The sequence below is a fragment of the Kitasatospora sp. MAP12-44 genome (assembly GCF_029892095.1).
In the GTDB taxonomy this organism is placed as follows: Bacteria; Actinomycetota; Actinomycetes; order Streptomycetales; family Streptomycetaceae; genus Kitasatospora.
In genome coordinates, this window is sequence record NZ_JARZAE010000004.1 from 2,747,729 (window position 1) to 2,766,816 (window position 19,088).

Here is a 19,088-nt window from a genome sequence, read left to right on the forward strand (position 1 = left end):
GCCAATTGTCCGGGGCAGTACAGCGCGCCCGTATGCGACCTGCGGATGACCTACTGCTCCCCCAAAAGCCAGAGGCCCCCCGGAGCCACCGTCCTCGTCGGCCATCCCTGACGACCCATCGATCTCCCTCACCGAGCGACCCGATGCGCATGCGTCCGGCGCCGTTGATGTCAGATGGTGATGTACCGACTCCGACTACCCAGCCCCGGCTGCAAGCCCGATCTCCCTTGTGCTCCAAGTGATCCCCCTACGCGCCCTTGTCGCGCTGCGCTGATCACCAGACCGTCAGAGTTGACGATCGTTCAGAGCGAATCCGGACCCGGGGGAATTCATGACCGATGAAGATACGGCTTCGCCGTGGGCCCGGAAGGTCTTTGGCCCACTCGCTCCCAGCCTGAGCCGGATCGTCCCGGCTTGCCTCGTCCGAGCTCACGAGCGGGCCAGGGATGCTCACCAGAGCGTGCACACTCAGACCCTGGAGGCTTACGGGCACGGGCTCTACGCCGCACAGTACGAAGAGCTGGCCACCGGCCTGGCGGAGCTCCCTGGCGCTGAGCCGGTCCGGCTTCAGGCGCGCACCGTCATGGTCGTGGCCGGCCACGTGCTCTATCCGCTCCGCTACTCAAAGAAGGACGTACCCGTCAGCAGCGCCAAACTCCGCCGCGCCTCCGGCCTGCGAGCCGACCTCATCCGGCGCCACGGACCAGATCCGATGCAGGGCGAACTGGACCTGGGCCTCGACCACCACGAGCCGGACGAACTGCACAACGACCTCGCCCGGCTCGCCCCCGAGACCAAGCTCGTCCTCGTCGCCTACGCCTGCGCCCAGCACAGCGGCGTCGTCCGCCTGGAGTGGGGCTCGGCAGAACTCCGCAGCGAGGACAGATCACTGATCTGGCACCACCACGAAGCGCTGCCAGTGCCCCCGCAACCGACCGCTGTCTGACCACCCGGGCACCACACCTTCCGCTGGCGCCATCGTCGTAATCGCCGTCTGAGCGGAAGGGCGCTTAGAAGGGCCCCTGTCGCTCCGGGGGGATCAGGCCCCTGACCTGCGCAGTAGCTTCTCAGTCGAGGTGCCGCAACCTGGCCGCGACGCGAATGCGACGCCGCAGAGCAGCGATGGGGGCTTGTTGGAGGTGTGCTGCGTGAGCATTGTGAGAACTTGGCACCGCGACGGAGTCCTGCAACAGGTTGACCGATGCCCTGAGCCTGCGATCGAGGGGATAATGATTGCCATCGCTATCTCATCAGGCGTCGCAGTGGAATTGCTTAATTAGACTCTAAATGAGTCGCCAGCAAAGAAGTATTGCTCCTTGCCTTCAAGTCCAGTGAGAGTGTCGATCAGCATCGGGAGAGCGCACTCGCGGGCAACTGCGTCGAACATGTAGGCTTGCTCTGGATGAATTTGCGAATCAAAGACCGATGGCTTATATCTAACGAGCGAGGATGCATAGTATGCAATCGCGTACCTGGCAAGCGAGGACGGCATGGGGATCATCTTGGTCTTGTAGAGACTCGGAGATATTGTGACATCTGCAGTCTCGTTGATCCGCATGCTTAGAATGCCGCGGATCTGCATAGTGAGTTTGTGTGCGCCTGAGATGTCTAGGGTGCCAGGCGGGTCCGATGGGGCTGTAAGTCGAGACTCATATAGGGCCATTGTAGTCATTAGACGTCGACTGATCCCAAAGTGGTCGCGCCATTCCGACATTATTTGAGTTTCGCGAAAGTGCCTAAAGAATAGCTTGCCAGTGACACTCGAAGCATCTATCCGGGTGCCGCCCAGAAGAAGTATGAGAGGCCATGATTGAGAGTGGTCGGCGGCCACCATATGCTGGGCCTGGAGCACCTGCGTGTCGCCCATCCCGGCGTCGGCGACCTGCGTTCCGATCTCGGGAATCTGCACTAGCAGGCGCTTTACGGGGATGCGCATACCCACGGGTAGGGTGGTTCCTGTGCGCTGCTCATAAAGCCATCGGAAAACCCCTTCCTTGACGACAAGGGAGTCTCCGGATACGGTTTGCGCCTGCTTGGGGCTGAAGCTCAATCCATGCCCTACAAACTGTCCACTTATTTTGGCTGCGTGACTGCTGAGGAGTTCAGCCTTCGCGAAATTTAGCATGGCGTAGTAGTAGAGCAGGCAGGCGGACCTATTGGGAACTCCGAGCGCCGCCTCGTAGTTGCTCAGGCCTTGGCGCAAAAAGTTCCTGTATTCCCTCCATGAAGAGTTCTTTTGGGCGAGGGTTCCTGGGAATCTAGCTCGTCCAACTGCGGCGATTTCCGCGTGGCGCCTCAGGTTTTCTAGGAGCAGTGGAAATGAAGCCGACTCGCTCCATATTTGATATCCAGTGCCAGGGTCAACTGGTGGCATTGGAATCCACGACATATACGGGCGATGGGGAGGGAGCGTCATTCGGCTAGTTCCCTTCTGCGGCGGCAGAGTCTCCTGGGAGGCGTGGCTAGACGATAGACCCTGGCACTCCTCCGTGCATGCGATACGTGTCATTTCTCAGTCGGGTGCACTTGTTCCGGCCGTGGCGGCGGTCGAGGCTTGCCTCACCCACGCTGCGGCTCGCCTGTACCCGGAGGCCTCCCGTCCCGAAACAGCCCGGTGCTGACCCGAGAGGCGTGGGTGTAGCCGCAGCCGGTGGACTTCGCCGACATCGAACTGTCCTGGCTGACCCAGACGTTGCCGCCTCAGGTGATCGGCAGTGAGCCGGAGGCGGAGGGCGTGCGGCCGCTGCTGGCGCGCGGTGGGCGGTTCGATCGGTACACGCAGGTGGTCCGGACGATCGATCGGCTGTCACTGTTCGTCAATCGGTCCAGCTTTCGGCTTCTGGTCGACTCTGATGCTGCAGTGCTTGTTGGCGGGAGCCGTTCGCCCCTGGGCGCTCGGCCATACTGACTGAGTCCCCGGGAGCAGGGCGGTAGTCCTTCATGCTGGTTAGGACGAAGACACCAGGGAGGGAGTGGCCAATGCCCGAGCGGAACCCGCGTGGCACGTACCTTCGGATTGCTGACGCGCGGCGGGGCCGGATCGGTGACGGCTCCGAGATCGAGAGGCTTCCGTCCGAGGCTGCGCTGATGGAGTCGTACAGGGCGGCGCGGACCATGGTCAAGCGTGCCCTGGACGTCCTCGAAGCCGAGGGGCTGATCAAGTCTCAGCCTGGAGTCGGCTGGCTGGTCACGGGGTGAGCGGCCAAGCCCACTGTGCTCAGCCAGCTGACGAGCATGATCGCACGGGAGCACTTCAACATCGGCGATCCGTTCCCGTCCGAGAAGAAGCTGTGCGAGGCGACGGGAGCCGCACGCGGGACCGTCCGGCAGGCCCTGGCCCAGTTGGAAGGTGCCGGGATCCTCGAAGCACAGCACGGCAAAGGCCGATTCGTCCGGGCCCTGCCGGCAAGGCACGAAACGTCTCAATCCTCCTAGGAAGGAACGCAAGTGTGGGCCTATGACCTCGCTGAATCGCTCCTCTCGGACGACCTCCCCCGGCGCTGGGCGCACAGTCAAGGGGTGGCCGGCCGGGCCCGTTCACTCAGGCTGATCCTCGGCGAGGACGCTGGGTTGCTCGAAGCCGCCGCGGTCCTGCATGACATCGGCTACTCGCCCCGAATCACAGACACCGGGTTCCACCCGCTGGACGGAGCACGCTTCCTCCGCAACACCGAGCACGTTGATGAGCGGATCGTCCGCCTCGTTGCGCACCACTCCTGCGCCGCTGCTGGAGGCCAAGGAGCGCGGGCTCCGCGAGGAACTCGCGTCCGAGTTCCCGCTGGAGGAACCTCACCTGGTCGACGCGCTGATCTACTGCGACATGACCACCACGCCAGACGGTACGTCGACCACGACGCCGGCCCGGATCTCCGAGATCGTAGGCCGGTACGGGCCGGACAGCATCGTCGGACGGTTCATCCGCCGTGCCGAGCCCGAGATCCACGCTGCCGCGGAGCGCGTGGAGGGCCGGATGTCCCAGCTCGGCGTGGAGCGTTAACCGATGTACGGCTGGACCCGCCCGGTCTCAAGACCGTGCTTGATCCGGAGCCGCATCGACAGATGGATCGTCAAGGTGTCGAGGTCCGCTGGGTCCACCCAGCGGACCTCTTTCGATTCCTCGCTGGTGCGGAGCACCCCGCCGACCGGGCGGGCCCAGAAGCAGATCGAGAACTGCTGGCGGACCTCGCCGTCGTCGTAGGCCATGACGTGCGCGGGGTCCGTGTAGAGCCCGGTCGCCGCGAGCACCTCAACATCGATGCCAGTCTCCTCCCGCACCTCGCGAACCACCGTGTCGCCGACCGATTCCCCGATGTCGTGCCCGCCGCCAGGCCGATGAGCGTCTACACCCATGTCGCCCAGGACACCCAGCGCGAGGCCCTCGGGAACATGGATCGGCTGCTCAAGCGCCGCTACTGATGACACTCACTGATGCAGAACGCCCCGCACCATGATCGGTGCGGGGCGTTCCTGCTGGTGGGCACAGACGGTTTCGAACCGCCGACATCTGCTTTGTAAGAGCAGCGCTCTACCACTGAGCTATGCGCCCCAGCCGCGTGGTGACCCGGGGGTGGCCAGGCGGTGAGAGGTAAGAATACCTGGTTCCGCCGGGGGCGTGGTGCAGGGCGGCGGGGGAAGGTGGGGGGCGATCGGGGAGAATGAGGGGCGGACCACCGAAGGTCGCGTCGGATCGGTCGGGTCGGCTGCGGAGCAGGGAGCGCGGAGTGCAGGCGGGAAGCACACGAGGGTATCGGGCGCGGGTCGCCGTGGCGCTCGTGGTGGAGGTGGTGCTGACGCCGCTGGCGGTGGGCGGCGCGCTGGCGGCGGTGGCGCTGGCGGCGTCCTCGGGGCCGGGGTCGGGCGGCGGGCGGTCGTGGTGGCGGCGGCAGGACGGGCAGCGGGCGGAGGCGCTGGCGGCGCGGGACGCGGCGCAGCAGGCGTTCTACGAGCTGGACTCCGCGCAGCGCGAGGTGGAGATCGCCGTCGAGACGGTCCGCGCGGCCGAGGAGGGCGCGGCGGGACGGCAGGCGCTCGCCGACTTCCAGGGGCTGTCGGCCCGCATCGACCAGGTGAACGTGGGCTACCTGGCCGCACTGGACGCCTGCGACCTGGACGCGCCGGAGCTCGCGCCCGGCGCGGTGGCCCAGGCCCGTCTGCGGCTGGACCAGGCGCGCAATGAGCTGGCCGCCAAGCAGACCGAGTTGGACAATTTTCTTCGCCGCCTGCAGCCGCTGCTCGACCACGCGGAGGCCCAGCTGATCCGGGTCACGCCGGCGGTGGCCAAGGCCAGGCAGGCGCTGCTCGGGGCGAGCGGAGCGCTGGACGCGGTCCGCGCGGCCGGCCTGCGGGCGGACGAGCTGGCGGCTCGACTGGCCGAGCTCGCACCGGAGTTGACCAGGCTTAACGAGGGCGCGGCACGGCACGGCGTGGCCGCCACGCTGGCCCGCGCCGAGCTGGTGGCCGGCAAGGCCGACGCCCTGCGCGCCGAGAGCGAGCAACTCCCGGAGAAGGCACGGGAGATCGACCGGCGGGTGGCCAGTCTGCGGACCAGGATCCAGGCGCTGGAGACCAAGGCCGGCGCGGTGGAGCCGACGCTGAGCGAGCTTCGCCGCCGGTTCTCCGCGGCCTGCTGGCAGGATCTGCAGCGGGTGCCGCAGCAGGCCGCGGAGGCGGTGCGGACGGCGCAGGCCCGGCTCACCGAGGCTGCCCGCTCGCGGGACGAGCAGCGCTGGGCCGACGCCACCGCGGCGATCGGCTCGGTGCGGGCGCTGCTGGAGACCGCGGACGGCTCGGTGGCGGCGGTGGGCGACCGGCTGCGCCGGCTGACGGCGGTGGAGCGCGATCCGCAGCAGGAGATCCAGCAGGCCCGGTTCGCGGTGCGCGACGCGCAGCGGCTGGCGATGGCGGGACGCCAGACCCCGGACCCGCGGCACGCGGAGCCGCTGGACGCCGCGGTGGGACGGCTGGACCGCGCGGTCGCCTCGCTGGAGGTGGCGGGACGGCATCCGGACTACTGGCACTTCCTGACCGAGCTGGACGCGGCGCGCGGGACGGCGGCGCAGGTCGTGGCGATGATCCGCGGCGACCACGGCGACCACACCGGCCACACCGGCCACAGCGAGCGCGGCGGTTACAGCGGTCCGGGAGCCCGCTGACGCCTCCCCCGTGCCCGGACTGGGTACCCTGCGGGTATGCCTCGATACGATTTCCGCTGCCGCTCCTGCGGTGCCACGTTCGAACTGCGCCGCACGATGGCCCAGGCCAACGACCCCGCCGTCTGCCCCGAGGGGCACCCGGACACCGTCAAGCTGCTCTCGACGGTCGCCGTGACGGGTGCTGCCGGCGCCGGCGCCGCGCCGCAGGCCCCCTCGGGCGGGGGCTGCTGCGGCGGCGGCTGCTGCAGCTGAACCCCGGCCACAGTCGAACAACTGCTCGGCGAAGCGGGCTCAGGCCCCCGCCGCACTGTCGCGGACGCGGGCGAGGAACGCGCGCACGATCTCCTCGCCCGCCAGCACCCCGGCCTGCTCCAGCGCGGTGACCTTCGGCGCCGTCCACCCGCTGTCGGCGAGCTCGCCGTGGCCGGGCCGCCAGCCCTCGTCGGCGGCGAGCAGCAGGTCGGCGTCGAGCAGCGAGTCGCCGGCGGCGAGCACCGAGGTCGCGCCCACCCGCCGGACCACCTCCGCCAGAGCGGCGCTCTTGGTCAGCGCGGCGGGCACGGCGTAGACCTTGCGGCCCTGCAGCGAGACGGTCCAGCCGCGCTCGGCGCACCAGGCGGTGAACTCCGACAGCCAGCCGGTCGGCACCTGCCCGCGCTCAACGACCAGATAGGCGAAGAGGTCCTCGGCGATCCGGCGCTTCAGCGTCCACTGCGGGTCAGCGCAGCGGGCCAGTCGGTCGACGACCTCGGCGAGCGGGACACCGCCCGCGGCGAGCCGTGCGGTGACCTCGGCGTCCCAGTCACGATCGGCCTCGCCCGCCACCAGCAGCCGTCCGCCGTTGGCGCAGATCGCGTACGGCGGTCGCCAACCGTCCTGCGGGCCGGGGAGGTTGACGCGCCCGTACTGCGCCCGGGTACGGGTGGTGGCCGGGACGAAGACCGCCTCCCGCGCCAACTCCACCAGCAGCCGGGCGGCTTGTTCGGTCATGAACGAGAGCGGCTTGGCGTCGTGCACCTCGACGCAGAGCAGCCGCGGGGCGAGCCCGTCGGCCCCGGACAGCGCCGACGCCAGCCCCAGCGCCCGCCCGGAGTAGATCAGTGTACGGTCCAAGTCGCTTGCCACCAAGGTGCCATGACGATCAGTCATCAGAGGGCTCGCCCGTGCTCGCCGACGGAACCGCGGTTGTAGCGCGGGTGGATCAGGCCCACGCAGGAGTACGGCAGGTCGTCCACCTCCTCCACCGGCACGCCGCGCTGGGCGGCCAGCAGTCGGACGTGGTCCAGGTCGCTGCCCGCGCCGCGCCGGGCCAGCACCCGCCAGGGCACCCGGCGCAGCATCACCCGGGTGGTCTCGCCGACCCCGGGCTTGACCAGGTTGACGTTGTCGATGCCGTACTCGGCGCTGATCCGCTGCACCGCGGCCCAGCCCTCCCAGGTGGGCTCCCGGTCCTCGGCGGCCAGCAGCAGGGCGGCGGCGGCCGCCTCCTCCCGCACGGGCGCGAAATGGTCCGCGACGGTGTCCAGAAAGGCGTTCGAGACATCGGCGCCGGCCAGCTCGCCGTAGTGCTTGGCGCCGTGGAAGTCGTCGGGGCCGATCAGGTCGTCGCGCAGCACGGTGCGCGAAATCAGGCCCGAGACCGTGGAGTTGAGGCAGGCCGACGGGATCAGGAAGTCGTCGCGGGTGCCGTATGTGCGCACGCAGCGGCCCGGGTCGGAGAGGACGGCCAGCTCGGGATCGAACGGCGTGCCCTCCAGCGCGGCCGCCAGCTCCCGGGTGATCGCACCCTTGCCCGTCCAGCCGTCCACGAAGACCACACCGGCCGGATCGTGCCGGGCGGCCAGGTAGCGCAGCGCGACCTGGTCGATGCCGCGGCCGCGGACGATCGAGACCGCGTAGTGCGGCACCTCGATCCGGTGCGTGGCGGCGAGCCAGCGACGCAGCAGGATGCCGACCGGCGTGCCGGCCCGGGCCAGCGAGGCGAGCACCAGCTCGCGCCCGGCGCCCGCGCCCCGCTCGCGCACCAGCGTCTCGGCGACCGTGCCGACGGCCAGCGCGATCCGCCGGGCCGAGCCGCGCAGGGCCTGGTGGAAGAGCTCCTGGTACTCGGGGCTCGGCTGGTACTCGACCGGCAGCGACTCCGCGTAGTGCGCGCCGCCGGACTGGACGGCCTCCTCGCGCTCCTCGGTGGGCGCCTCCAGGGCCACCTCCGAGAGGTCGGTCAGCAGCCAGCCGACCTCCTGCGAGGCGTACGAGGAGAAGGACGGCCCGTAGAGCGGCCGGGGCAGGATCGGGCGGTCGGTCGTGGGCATCGGCAGGCTCGCCTTCGAGGGGGCTCGGGTGATCAAACGTTCAACCCGCTGACGAGGTTCCGACGCTGATCGTGCTCCGCGGATCGTGATTCCGCCGGAAGGTATGACGGTACGACCGCCAGCACCACCCGGTCGGTCACCTCGCGCAGCAGCGCGGTCAGCCCGGCGAGCTCCGGCGTGTCGGCCGGCGTGTCCAGCACGAGGACTATCGCGTCGAACCGCCGCCCGCGCTCGACACCGGGCGCGACGTTGTAGGCGTACCGCTCGCCCGGTCCGTCCGCCGGGCTGTCGTGGGCGGGGAAGACCAGGCGGGTACGGATCGCGTAGCCGGGGTCGTCCACGGCCAGCACCGGCGAGCGGGTGGTGGTCGAGTACCGGACGTCGACGGCCGGCAGGGCGTCGGCCAGCGCGCCGGCCAGCCGCAGCGGGACGTACATCAGCTCCTCGAAGCCGAGCACCAGCACTCGCCGCTCGGCACCGCCCAGCGCGCCGGCCAACCGGGCGGCGAGCTCGGGCAGCACGGACTCCAGCTCGGCGGCGTGGCCGGGCGTGAACCCGTGCCGCCCGCCGTCCGGCAACCCGACCGGCCAGGGCAGCTCGGCACGAACCAGCTCACCGACCTCGCCGCACTCGCCAAGCTCAGCCGACCGCGTCGACGCGACCAGCGCCTGCGCCCGCTCCAAGGTGCCCGGCGGCAACCGGACCCGCCCCTGCGCCAGCGCGACGGCCTCCACCCGCGCCCCCAGCGAGGCGGCGAACTCCGCCAGCCGCACCCGGTCCTCCTCCTCACGCAGGTCCACCAGCGCTGCGATCACGTACCGTTCACGCGGCCACCGCCGGTGCAGCGCGGCGATGGTGTTCAACACCGTCCGCCCGGTGGACAGTTCGTCGTCGACCAGGACCAACGGGCCGTCGCCGTCGAGGAGTTCGGGGTCTTCCGGCAGCAGCAGGTGCTCGGTGGCGTGCGAGTGCTCCTCGGCGAAGCCGCCCGCCGGCACCACCCCGGCCACCGGCCGCCGGGTGGAGTGCAGATAGTGGGCCCCCAGCGCGTCGGCGACACAGTGGCCGAGCCCGGTGGCCGTCTCCGCGTAGCCGAGCACCACCACCGGCCCGGCGTCCGCGCCCCCGTCCCCGAGCACCGCCCGGACCGCCGCACCCAGCCGCAGGCCCGCGCCGTACACCGCGCCGGGCCGCTGCGGCACATGCTTGCCCAGTACCTGGGAGACCAGCAGGTGCGCCCGCTTCGGGTTCTCCCGGACGGCCATCCCGAGCAGCTGGGGCAGTTCGGGCGAACCGGTCAGCCCGATGCCCAGCCGATCGGCGACCCACCGGCCGCTCCAGACGGTCTCTTCCACGCTGCTGCCTTCCACTGCCTCGATCACTTGAAGATCACCTGAACACGTCGACGGTCACGATCACGCACGGCTACCCGCAGACCCCCGCCGCGAGCAGATCCGCGAACGTCACGTCCGCACGGGCCACCCCGAACACCTCCGCCCGGAGCATCACCCGCTCCGCCCAAGGCCGGTGCGGCTTGGTCTCGTTCATCTTGTTGGTGTACGCAGAGCGCAGCACCCCGCCGCCGGCCCGCTCCGGACGCAGGATGTCGGCCGCGTCGCAGTACTCCTCGTGCGTGACGACGGAGAGCGCGTGCACCGCGGGGACATGGCTGGGGTGGATGCAGGTCTTGCCCAACAGCCCGTTGGCCCGGTCGAGTTCGACCTCCCGGATCAGGCCGCCCAGATCGCTCTCAGCCACCTGCGGCTTGAACACCCCCTCCCGGACCGGGAAGTACTCCCAGACCGGCCCGGTGACGGTGAATCCGGTGCCGTCCGCCCGGCCCAGGACATTGACCACATCCCCTATCACCGCCGCCACCAACGCCAGGTCGTACGCGGTCAGAGCAGCCGAACGGCGCAGCCCGTACGCCGAGCAGAGGTCGGTGACGCCGAGCCGGACGGCCAGGATCCGCTCGCGGTACTTGGCGAGCAGGGCGGCGATGCCGAGCAGCTGGCCGCGCCGGGTCTCCAGGTGGGCGAGCTCGGGGGATTCCAGTACGGGCATCGCGAACAGCCGCCGCCCGCAGGCGACTTCGGCCACGGTGAGCTGCTCCAGATACTCCCCGCCGTTGTCCTCGGTGAACTTGGGCAGGACGAAGCCGCTCAGCAGGGCGACAGCCGGGCCCAACCGCTGCACCAGCTCGGTGATCTGCCCGGGGGTGCGGACCCGCACGAAGAGCAGCGGGAGCGCCGCGTGGTCGATCGACTGCGCCAGGCCGCGGAGTTGCCCGACCAGGTTCCGCTCGGCCGCCTCGACCTCATGGTCCCCGATGGCGTCCTCCAGGCAGAGCGCCATGGAGACCACCCCGCGCGCGGCCTGCTGTCGGATGTCGTCGGCCAGCGACAACCGGGTGGCGGGGCTGTAGAGCGTGGCCCCCAGGGCGACGGAGAGCGTGCCGGCCGCACTGTCGCGGTCGAACGGCGCGGGCTCCACCAGGAAGAGCTGACGGCGGATTTCCGCGCCGAGGTGGCCGAAATGGCGCAAGTTCACTCCCGGAAAACGCGTCAGAATTCTCGGAAGATTACCGCCCACTTCAGCATTGGCAAAGCACTTGCGATATCGCGCAAGTTTCCCGGCCCACGTCATCGCTATCTCAAGGCCGCTGCTTTCCCACCGTGACCCCCTGCTCACCGAAATCCCCTTTCCCGGTCACCCCCTCCCCTCGGACGCCGCGCTCCCGGCACGTCCGGTCCCTCCCCCACGTTGTCCGCAGGGGCAGGCAGCGGGCAGGATGGGTGGTTATGACGCACGTGATGGCGAAGGGCGCCAATATCTCGCTGGCCGTGGCCGCGGTCCGCGCCGTACTGCGCTGGGCCGCCGTGCCGGGCGCGCCGGACGTGGACGCCTCCGCGCTGCTGCTCGGCACCAACGGCCGGGTCCGCTCGGACGCCGACTTCGTCTTCTACAACCAGCCCCGGCACCCCTCCGGCGTGGTCCGCCACCTGCCGAAGCACCGGGTGCCCGGCGCCGAGGACATCGCCGACACGGTCGAGGTGGACCTCGGCAAGCTGCCGGCCGAGATCGATCGGGTGGTGCTCGCCGGGTCCACCGAGGAGGGCTCGTTCCGCAGCGTCGCCGGGCTGCGCGTGCTGCTGTACGACGCGGCGTCGCCGGCGGGGGCGGCCCCGCTCGCGGAGTTCCCGGTGACCGACGTCGAGGACGTCTCCGCCCTGGTCTGCGGCGAGCTCTACCGGCGCTCGGGGAGTTGGAAGTTCCGCGCGGTCGGGCAGGGGTACGCCTCCGGCCTCGGCGGCCTCGCGACCGACTTCGGTATCACCGTCGACGACGTGCCGCCGGAGCCGGGCCGGCAGGCGCCCCTCGCGCCCGTGGCGTCCGCCCCCTCCGCCGCACCCGAGCCCTCGACCTACACGCTCTCCCCGAGCGCCCCGAGCACTCCCCCGCCACCGATGACGCCCCCGACGGCGCCGCCCGTGGTCCCCGCCCCACCGACCCAGGTCCCCGGCCAGCTCCCGGTGGCGACCTACGGCTACCCGCCGGCGTACGGCTACCCGTCAGCCCAGCAGCAGCCGCAACCCACCTACGGCTACCCGCAACAGCCGCAGCCCCACCAGCAGCCCCAACAGCACCCCCAGCCCCAGCCCCAGCCGCCGGCCTACGGCTACCCGCAGCAGCCCCCGCCGGTCCAGCCCGCGAACCCCGCGAACCCCGCGCAGCCCGACCCGGCCGGCTTCGTCCTCCCCCCGCAGGGCCCCCAGTTCCAGCCTCGCCAGCAGTCCTGACCCCGCCCCACCACGTCAGACGCCGCTGATCAGCTGCCCCGATCTCAGCTGCCCGGCTGCTCCTTGTACCCGCGCTGCCACTGCATCCCGAAGCCGTACAACCGGTCCAGGTCCGACTGGAACCCGTGCACGTACCGGACCTCGCGGCGCACCATCAGCTGCCCGCCCTTGTTCTCGATCAGCATCACCGCACACGAACGGGCCGCCGCCTCCCGCGCCTCCAGGTTGATCTCCAGGCGCGGACCGCTCGGCGGCACGATCTGGATCTGCGCGTGCGTCTGGTGGAAGGCGGGCGTGCCGTCGTAGATGTAGACGAAGATCAGCAGCCGCTTGAACTGGTCCTTCTTCTCCAGGTTGATGTACATCGTCTCGCCGGACGTCGACCCGTACTGGTCGTCGCCGCTCAGCTTGATGTACGGCGGGTGCTGGAGGTCGCCGAAGAGCTGCCCGAGCGGCTGGACCACGCCCGTGGTGCCGTCGGCGAGTTCGTACATGCAGGCGAGGTCGAGGTCCACGTTCGTCTGCTCGGACTGGTAGGTCTGCGGCTCCACCGGCATCACCAGCCGTGGCTGGAGCAGCCGGCGGCGCAGCTGGCTGCTCGAGCGCTGGGTCGTGCGCGCCGTCCAGTGCAGGTTGACGTAGAGGTTTCCGGTGGTCGGCCCGGCGCCGGTGATCGCGTACTGGGGCTGCGACTTGGTCAGGGTGACCTTGCCGTGCACCCCGCCGTCGATCGTGCTGCGCTCGCCGCGCAGGTACTCCCAGACCGTGGCCATCCCGACTGCCCCCAAGTTCTCGTCGCCCACCACCCGCGGCACCATTGTGCCCTGCTCCCCCTACCCGCCAACGGGCTTGAGCCACCGTCGGTCCGCGACCCGGAACGGGGCGTTACCCGACTCCCGTAACATGTCGCCCCTTCGGACGCGATATCGTCTAGCCGCACAGGTGTCCCCTCCGTCCTGCGCGGGTATGCACCGCCGACTCCGGCTCGCACTACGAGCCGTCAGAGGCAGTGTCCGCGATGGGAACTGACGAGGGTTGGCGCCGAGCGGTGCCGACACGGTACTGCGCACCAAACCCTGCCCTGACCTGCGGAAAGCAGAGGCACACGCCCCAATGACACTCACCTCCATACAGCTGGTCTGGGCCGTCGTCGGCGGCGCGGCGCTGCTCTTCACGGCGATCCTGGTCGCCACGCTGCGCTTCAAGAACACCAAGTCCGAGGAGAGCGGGGACTCCTGGGAGCGCACCGAGGAGCGCCGCCGGCGCAAGGAGATGATCTACGGGATCTCCTCCTACGTCCTGCTCTTCTGCTGCGCCGGCGTCGCAGCCGCGCTCTCCTTCCACGGCCTGGTCGGTTTCGGTACGGAGAACCTCGGCCTCAGCGGCGGCTGGGAGTTCCTGGTGCCGTTCGGGCTGGACGGCGCGGCGATGTTCTGCTCCGTCCTGGCCGTCCGCGAGGCCAGCCACGGTGACGCCGCGCTCGGCTCGCGCCTGCTGGTCTGGCTCTTCGCCTTCGCCTCCGCCTGGTTCAACTGGGTGCACGCGCCGCGCGGCGGCGACCACGCCGGTGCGCCGCAGTTCTTCTCCGGCATGTCGATCTCGGCGGCCGTGCTCTTCGACCGCGCGCTCAAGCAGACCCGCCGGGCCGCACTGCGCGAGCAGGGCCTGATACCGCGCCCGCTGCCGCAGATCCGGATCGTCCGCTGGCTGCGCGCCCCGCGCGAGACCTACGCGGCCTGGTCGCTGATGCTGCTGGAGAACGTGCGCAGCCTGGACGAGGCCGTCGACGAGGTCCGCGAGGACCGGCAGGCCAAGCTGGACGCCAAGCAGCGCGCCCGCAACGCCGACCGCCGCGAGCGGGCCGAACTCAAGGCGATCTCCCGGCAGGGCGGCATGCTGGCCCGGACCCGCGGCGGCCGCCAGGTGCCCGCGCTGACCGCGGGCGGCTCCGGCGACGGACAGCCCGCTACGGAGCCTGCCCTAGCCGCCTCTGACGACCTGACGAGCTCCACCGGCCGCTCCACTGCTGCGTCCCACTTCTCCGCCACCGCGTCGGACTCCTCACGCCGGTCGTCCAGCATCGACCTGACCGCGGACGACGACACCCTCTCGATGCCGAAGCTGGACTCCCTCGACTCGCTGGAGCGCAAGCTCCGCGCGATCGAGAAGCAGCTCGGCTGAGCACTCCTCGCCTCAACAGGATGGCCCGCACACCTCTCAGGTGTGCGGGCCATCCTGCGTGCTGGGGCCGTCCCGGCTCAGCTCTTGCCGCTCGCCGCCACCCGGTCCGGGTCGAGCGCCGAATCCAGCGCCGCCGCCCGCTTGTTGCGGACCAGCGAGGAGGCCAGCGCCGCGCCGATGAAGGCCACCCCGATCAGGCCGGTGACGATCTCCGGGATCTTGTGCTCAATGGAGATCAGCAGGATCGCGGCCAGCGCGCCGATCGCGTAGTGCGCGCCGTGCTCCAGGTAGACGTAGTCGTCCAGGGTGCCCTTGCGGACCAGGAAGACGGTCAGCGAGCGGATGTACATCGCGCCGATGCCCAGGCCCAGGGTGATCTGGAAGATGTCGCTGGAGATCGCGAACGCGCCGACCACGCCGTCGAAGGAGAACGAGGCGTCCAGCACCTCCAGGTACAGGAAGAGGAAGAAGGCCGCCTTGCCGGCCACCTGCACCAGCGACTGCCCGGAGGCCGCGGCCGCCGCGTTCTCCTCGTCCTCCTCCTCGTCCTCCAGGCTGGACTCGAAGACGCCGGAGAGGCCGCTCACCGCCAGGTAGGTGCCCAGCCCCAGCAGGCCGGCCAGCAGCACGGTCTCCGCGTGCGCGCCGGCGAAGAAGCGCGAGGCCAGCGCGAGCGTGACCAGCGCGACCACCGAGGACAGCGCCTCCAGCCGGCCGATCCGCTCCAGCGGCTTCTCCAGCCAGCGCAGCCAGTGGAAGTCCTTCTCCCCGAAGACGAAGTCCAGGAAGATCATCAGCAGGAAGATCCCGCCGAACGCGGCGATCGCCGGGTTGGCCGCCTCCAGGTGCTGGGCGTAGGTCAGGCCCTGGTACGTGTGGCCGGAGTTGAGCGCGAGGTCGATCACCGTGCTCGGACCGATGTGCGCGGTCAGGCCCACCACCAGCAGCGGGAAGAGCAGCCGCATCCCGAAGACCGCGATCAGCACGCCGACCGTCAGAAAGATCTTCTGCCAGAACGGGTTCATCCGCTTCAGGACCGTGGCATTGACCACCGCGTTGTCGAAGGACAACGAGATTTCCAGGATCGCCAGGACCAGGACCACGCCGAAGCCCTCGGCGCCCCAGATCAGCCCGGCTGCGACCAGCCCGGCGATCGTGGTCGCGAGAGACCATCCGAAAGTGCGGAGGAACACGGGAATGGATACCTTTCGGTGTCGAGGCGCGCCGGGGTCGCCCCGACCGGTCGGAATCTGACATCCGACCAGCCCCCCACACTGCCGCTGAATCATCAAGAAGGGCGCTGAGCGCCGCCTTTATTGTACGTTTACCCCGAAATCAAGCGCGATGCCACGCAAGCCCGAGGCATAACCCTGGCCGACCGCACGGAACTTCCATTCACCCTGGTACCGGTAGAGCTCACCAAAGATCATGGCAGTCTCGCTGGAGGCGTCCTCGGAGAGGTCGTAGCGGGCGATCTCCTGGCCGCCCGTCTGGTCCACCACCCGGATATAGGCGTTGCGAACCTGGCCGAAGCTCTGCACCCGGGCCTCCGCGTCGTAGATCGACACCGGGAAGACCACCTTGTCCACCTGCGCGGGGACCAGGTCGAGGTTGACCACGACCACCTCCTCGTCGCCCTCCACGCCCTCCTCGCCGCCGACCAGGTTGTCGCCGAGGTGCTCGACGGACCCCTCGGGGCTCTTGAGGTTGTTGTAGAAGACGAAGTACTCGTCGCCGAGCACCCGGCCGCCCGAGCAGAGCAGGGCGCTGGCGTCGAGGTCGAAGGGCGCGCCGGTGGTGGACCTGGCGGCCCAGCCGAGGCCGATCTGCACCTGCGTCAGGTTCGGCGCCGCCTTGCTCAACGAGACGTTGCCGCCCTTGGCGAGCGTGACACTCATGGTGGCTCTTCCTCCCACTCCCTGGCGCCCCGACCTGGGGCGCCGTCAGCTGACCGGGGCCCGTGCCGTACGGCGGCACGGAGAGGCTCACCCACAGGTGTAAGCCCACGCGCGCCCATCCGGCCACCGGTCGGCCGCTGAACTTCCTGAACATGCGGTCAACATGCGGTACACACGCTGAACCAGCCGAACCTATCAAGCGGGCCACCGTCCTCTGCCGCCCGTCGCTCCGGCTGCCACCGCCCTCGATCGCCTTCGGCACAGGCCGTACGATCCTCCCGATCAGCAGGTGCCCTGTCGGCCCGTCACCCCGACGGCGCGGGCGGCCGCACCGCAGCAACGGGGGAGAACCACCATGCCGTTCCAGCCACTGGAACCCACCGATCCGCCGGCCGTCGGCCCGTATCTGCTCCTGGCCAGACTCGGGGCCGGCGGGATGGGGCGCGTCTACCTCGCCCGCTCGGCCGGCGGGCGCACCGTCGCGGTCAAGGTGGTGCGCTCCGAGCTCGCCGAGGACCAGGAGTTCCGGGAGCGCTTCCGCCGCGAGGTCGCCGCCGCGCAGGCCGTCAGCGGGGTGTACACCGCGCCGGTGGTGGACGCCGACCGCGACGGGCCCAACCCCTGGCTGGCCACCGCGTACGTCCTGGGCCCCTCGCTCACCGAGGCCGTCGCCGCCCACGGGCCGCTGCCCGTCGCGGCGGTCCGAGCGCTGGGCGCGGGCCTGGCCCAGGCGCTGAGCGCCGTCCACGCCGCGGGCCTGGTCCACCGCGACCTCAAACCCTCCAACGTCCTGCTGGCCGCCGACGGACCGCGCGTGATCGACTTCGGGATCGCCCGGGCGCTCGACGGCGACCGGCTGACCAGCACCGGCGTGGTGGTCGGCTCGCCCGGCTTCATGTGCCCGGAGCAGGCCGCCGGCGCACCGATGGGCCCGTCCGGCGACGTCTTCTCGCTGGGTTCCGTGCTGGTGTACGCGGCGACCGGCGCCGGCCCGTTCAGCCAGGACACCGAGAGCGCGGGCTCCGCCGCCGCGCTGCTCTACCGGGTGATCCACGACGAGCCCGCGCTGGACGCCCTGCCCGCCGAGCTGCGGCCCGCCGTCACGGCCTGCCTGGCCAAGAACCCGGCCGACCGGCCGACGCCCGCCGAACTGGTCGACCTGCTCAGCGGCGGGCGGACGCAGCTGCGCAGCGGCTGGCTGCCCTCCGAGCTCTCCTCGGACATCGCCACCCACGCGGCCGCGGTGATGGACCTGGAGACCCCGGCCCGCGGCAGCTCCGCGCCGCCCGCCGACCCCCGGCTGACGGCCGACCACCCGCCCACCCGGCTGGACGCGGCGGCGCCGGCCGAGCACACCGTCAAGCTCACCGGCAGCGCCACCCCGCCCGAGCCGCCGGCCCAGGCCCCCGCGGGCCCCTCCCGGCGCCTGCTGCTGGCCGGTGGCGGCGCCGCCCTGCTTGCGGCCCTCGGCGGGGCCGCCTGGGCCCTGACGGACCGCACCAAGCCCCTGCAGCCCGTCCCGACCCCGACCGGGCTGCTGACCGCCCCCGCCCCCACCCCGACCGCCGTCCGCGCGCCCGGCATGCCGCCGGTGGCCCTGTGGAACTTCACGTTGCCGCAGAGCGCCGGCGGCAACAGCCTGCCGATCTGCGTGGGCGACGTGGTGCTGCTCGACTCGGACGGCCTGTTCGCCCTGGGCAGGACCGACGGCAAGCAGCGCTGGACCGACCCGCAGGCGGCCGGCGGCATCGTGGTGGCGGCCGGCGGGACCATCTCGTACGCCGCGGCCGACATCGTCACGGCCGACCCGGCCAGCGGCGCGCTGCTGTGGAAGTACACGCCGCAGAAACTGGCCAACCCCTCGCAGCTGCTGGAGAGCTCGACGATCCTGGCCGCCGACGACCGCGCCGTCTACGCCCTGTGCAGCTACCTCCTGCTGGACGGCGAAGGCCTGCCAACCAGCGATCCGCTGGCCCCCGGGATCCTCGCGCTCTCCCGCAAGGACGGCTCGGTGCTCTGGAGCCAGCACCGCGCCGCGAACGCCGACACCGATGTGATGGCCGTGCTGGCCGGGGACACCCTGCTCTACACGGACTCCAAGACCAACTTGGTGGCCCGCAGCACTAGCACCGGCCAGCAGCTGTGGTTCGCCGACACCGAAGCGCAGGCGCTCTACCCGCCGGCCACCGACGGCGACCGGGTCTACTGCTCGGCCCCCGGTCTTGGCGTCCAGGCGGTGGCGGTCTCCGGCGGCAAGCAGGTCTGGACGAAGGCCGCGCCGCAGAAGCGCCTCTGGTACGCCCCGCCGACGGTGGCCGGCGGCGTGGTCTACACAGTGCTTGGCGGCATGACGGTGACCCTCGACGGCACCCTGTACACACCCCCTGCCGGTCCGGTGCTGATCGCCTACCGGGCCACCGACGGCGCCGAGTTGTGGCGGCTGGCGCTGCCCAGCGAGTGCTCGATGAACACGCCCTCGATCGTCGTGCAGGACACCCTCTTCGTCCCGACCGACAGCAAGGGGATCTACGCCGTCGACATCAAGGCCCACACGATCCGCTGGATCTTCCAGAACGGGGTCACCACCGACGTCGAGTGGCAGTTCGGCACCGACGGCAAGCAGTTGATCGCCGTCCAGGACAACCGGGTCTACGCCCTCCCGCTGGTCTGAGACCGCTCTGGAAGAGCGACGGCCCGCGCCCTCCCTCCGGAGCCAGAGACGGAGCCGGAGACGGAGAGCGCGGG

Annotated in this window: 16 protein-coding genes, 1 tRNA gene and 2 pseudogenes; 10 read left to right on the plus strand and 9 right to left on the minus strand. The window is 70.5% G+C overall.

Going from position 1 to position 19,088, the window contains the following annotated elements:
- Positions 1-460 precede the first annotated feature (460 nt).
- Entirely contained in the window at positions 461-946 is a 486-nt protein-coding gene (locus P3T34_RS12880; RefSeq protein ID WP_348534657.1) for a hypothetical protein, read from the plus strand.
- 330 nt (positions 947-1,276) lie between these two features.
- Here the strand turns inward: P3T34_RS12880 and P3T34_RS12885 are convergent, their stop codons facing one another.
- Positions 1,277-2,416, minus strand: coding sequence for a YaaC family protein (locus P3T34_RS12885; RefSeq protein WP_280666174.1), 1,140 nt, complete (start codon positions 2,414-2,416; stop codon positions 1,277-1,279).
- Between the two features lie 234 nt (positions 2,417-2,650).
- On the opposite strand from P3T34_RS12885, the gene P3T34_RS12890 reads away from it, so the two are divergent.
- The 4 genes and pseudogenes from P3T34_RS12890 (at position 2,651) to P3T34_RS12905 (ending at position 3,997) form a co-directional block, all read left to right on the plus strand.
- Positions 2,651-2,908: a hypothetical protein gene (locus P3T34_RS12890; RefSeq protein ID WP_280666175.1), complete on the plus strand. Its 258-nt coding sequence runs from the start codon at positions 2,651-2,653 to the stop codon at positions 2,906-2,908.
- Between the two features lie 71 nt (positions 2,909-2,979).
- On the plus strand, positions 2,980-3,198 hold the full coding sequence (locus P3T34_RS12895; RefSeq protein ID WP_280666176.1) for a GntR family transcriptional regulator: 219 nt from the start codon (positions 2,980-2,982) through the stop codon (positions 3,196-3,198).
- Positions 3,199-3,213: 15 nt separating this feature from the next.
- The gene (locus tag P3T34_RS12900; RefSeq protein WP_280666177.1) at positions 3,214-3,435 is read left to right on the plus strand and encodes a winged helix-turn-helix domain-containing protein; all 222 of its coding nucleotides are present in this window, start codon (positions 3,214-3,216) and stop codon (positions 3,433-3,435) included.
- 12 nt (positions 3,436-3,447) lie between these two features.
- Positions 3,448-3,997, plus strand: a pseudogene (locus tag P3T34_RS12905) (HD domain-containing protein).
- On the opposite strand, the gene P3T34_RS12910 reads toward P3T34_RS12905, so the two are convergent.
- Both P3T34_RS12910 and P3T34_RS12915 read right to left on the minus strand, forming a co-directional pair.
- Entirely contained in the window at positions 3,994-4,350 is a 357-nt protein-coding gene (locus P3T34_RS12910; protein WP_280666178.1) for an NUDIX domain-containing protein, read from the minus strand. The pseudogene P3T34_RS12905 and the gene P3T34_RS12910 sit on opposite strands and share 4 nt — an antisense overlap.
- Before the next feature lie 121 nt (positions 4,351-4,471).
- Positions 4,472-4,546 (minus strand) — tRNA-Val (locus P3T34_RS12915).
- A gap of 109 nt (positions 4,547-4,655) precedes the next feature.
- On the opposite strand from P3T34_RS12915, the gene P3T34_RS12920 reads away from it, so the two are divergent.
- Positions 4,656-6,152: a hypothetical protein gene (locus P3T34_RS12920; protein WP_280666179.1), complete on the plus strand. Its 1,497-nt coding sequence runs from the start codon at positions 4,656-4,658 to the stop codon at positions 6,150-6,152.
- 36 nt (positions 6,153-6,188) lie between these two features.
- Positions 6,189-6,404 carry a zinc ribbon domain-containing protein gene (locus P3T34_RS12925; RefSeq protein WP_280666180.1) on the plus strand — a complete coding sequence of 72 codons (216 nt, stop codon included), beginning with the start codon at positions 6,189-6,191 and terminating at the stop codon, positions 6,402-6,404.
- Positions 6,405-6,443: 39 nt separating this feature from the next.
- On the opposite strand, the gene P3T34_RS12930 is transcribed toward P3T34_RS12925, so the two are convergent.
- From P3T34_RS12930 to P3T34_RS12940, 3 genes and pseudogenes are all read right to left on the minus strand, one after another.
- A complete protein-coding gene (locus P3T34_RS12930) occupies positions 6,444-7,301 on the minus strand; it encodes an HAD family hydrolase (protein WP_280666181.1) in 858 nt (285 codons plus the stop codon).
- Positions 7,301-9,843, minus strand: a pseudogene (locus P3T34_RS12935) (phosphoribosyltransferase). Before P3T34_RS12935 ends, P3T34_RS12930 begins: the two are co-directional and overlap by 1 nt.
- A gap of 46 nt (positions 9,844-9,889) precedes the next feature.
- Positions 9,890-11,008 (minus strand): HpcH/HpaI aldolase/citrate lyase family protein, encoded by a 1,119-nt coding sequence (locus tag P3T34_RS12940; RefSeq protein WP_280666182.1) that lies wholly within the window; start codon positions 11,006-11,008, stop codon positions 9,890-9,892.
- Positions 11,009-11,265: 257 nt separating this feature from the next.
- On the opposite strand from P3T34_RS12940, the gene P3T34_RS12945 reads away from it, so the two are divergent.
- Positions 11,266-12,264 (plus strand): TerD family protein, encoded by a 999-nt coding sequence (locus P3T34_RS12945; protein ID WP_280666183.1) that lies wholly within the window; start codon positions 11,266-11,268, stop codon positions 12,262-12,264.
- Positions 12,265-12,308: 44 nt separating this feature from the next.
- Here P3T34_RS12945 and P3T34_RS12950 read toward each other — a convergent pair whose 3' ends face one another.
- Positions 12,309-13,067: a Tellurium resistance gene (locus P3T34_RS12950; protein WP_280666184.1), complete on the minus strand. Its 759-nt coding sequence runs from the start codon at positions 13,065-13,067 to the stop codon at positions 12,309-12,311.
- Positions 13,068-13,377: 310 nt separating this feature from the next.
- Between P3T34_RS12950 and P3T34_RS12955 the strand changes: the two genes are divergently transcribed.
- Positions 13,378-14,445, plus strand: coding sequence for a DUF2637 domain-containing protein (locus P3T34_RS12955; protein WP_280666185.1), 1,068 nt, complete (start codon positions 13,378-13,380; stop codon positions 14,443-14,445).
- Positions 14,446-14,522: 77 nt separating this feature from the next.
- Here P3T34_RS12955 and P3T34_RS12960 read toward each other — a convergent pair whose 3' ends face one another.
- Both P3T34_RS12960 and P3T34_RS12965 read right to left on the minus strand, forming a co-directional pair.
- On the minus strand, positions 14,523-15,638 hold the full coding sequence (locus P3T34_RS12960; protein ID WP_280666186.1) for a DUF475 domain-containing protein: 1,116 nt from the start codon (positions 15,636-15,638) through the stop codon (positions 14,523-14,525).
- 120 nt (positions 15,639-15,758) lie between these two features.
- Positions 15,759-16,343, minus strand: a complete 585-nt coding sequence (locus P3T34_RS12965) for a TerD family protein (RefSeq protein WP_280666187.1) — start codon at positions 16,341-16,343, stop codon at positions 15,759-15,761.
- Between the two features lie 355 nt (positions 16,344-16,698).
- Here P3T34_RS12965 and P3T34_RS12970 point away from each other — a divergent pair, with 355 nt between their 5' ends.
- The gene (locus P3T34_RS12970) at positions 16,699-19,014 is read left to right on the plus strand and encodes a serine/threonine-protein kinase (RefSeq protein WP_280666188.1); all 2,316 of its coding nucleotides are present in this window, start codon (positions 16,699-16,701) and stop codon (positions 19,012-19,014) included.
- The last annotated feature ends 74 nt before the right edge of the window (positions 19,015-19,088 follow it).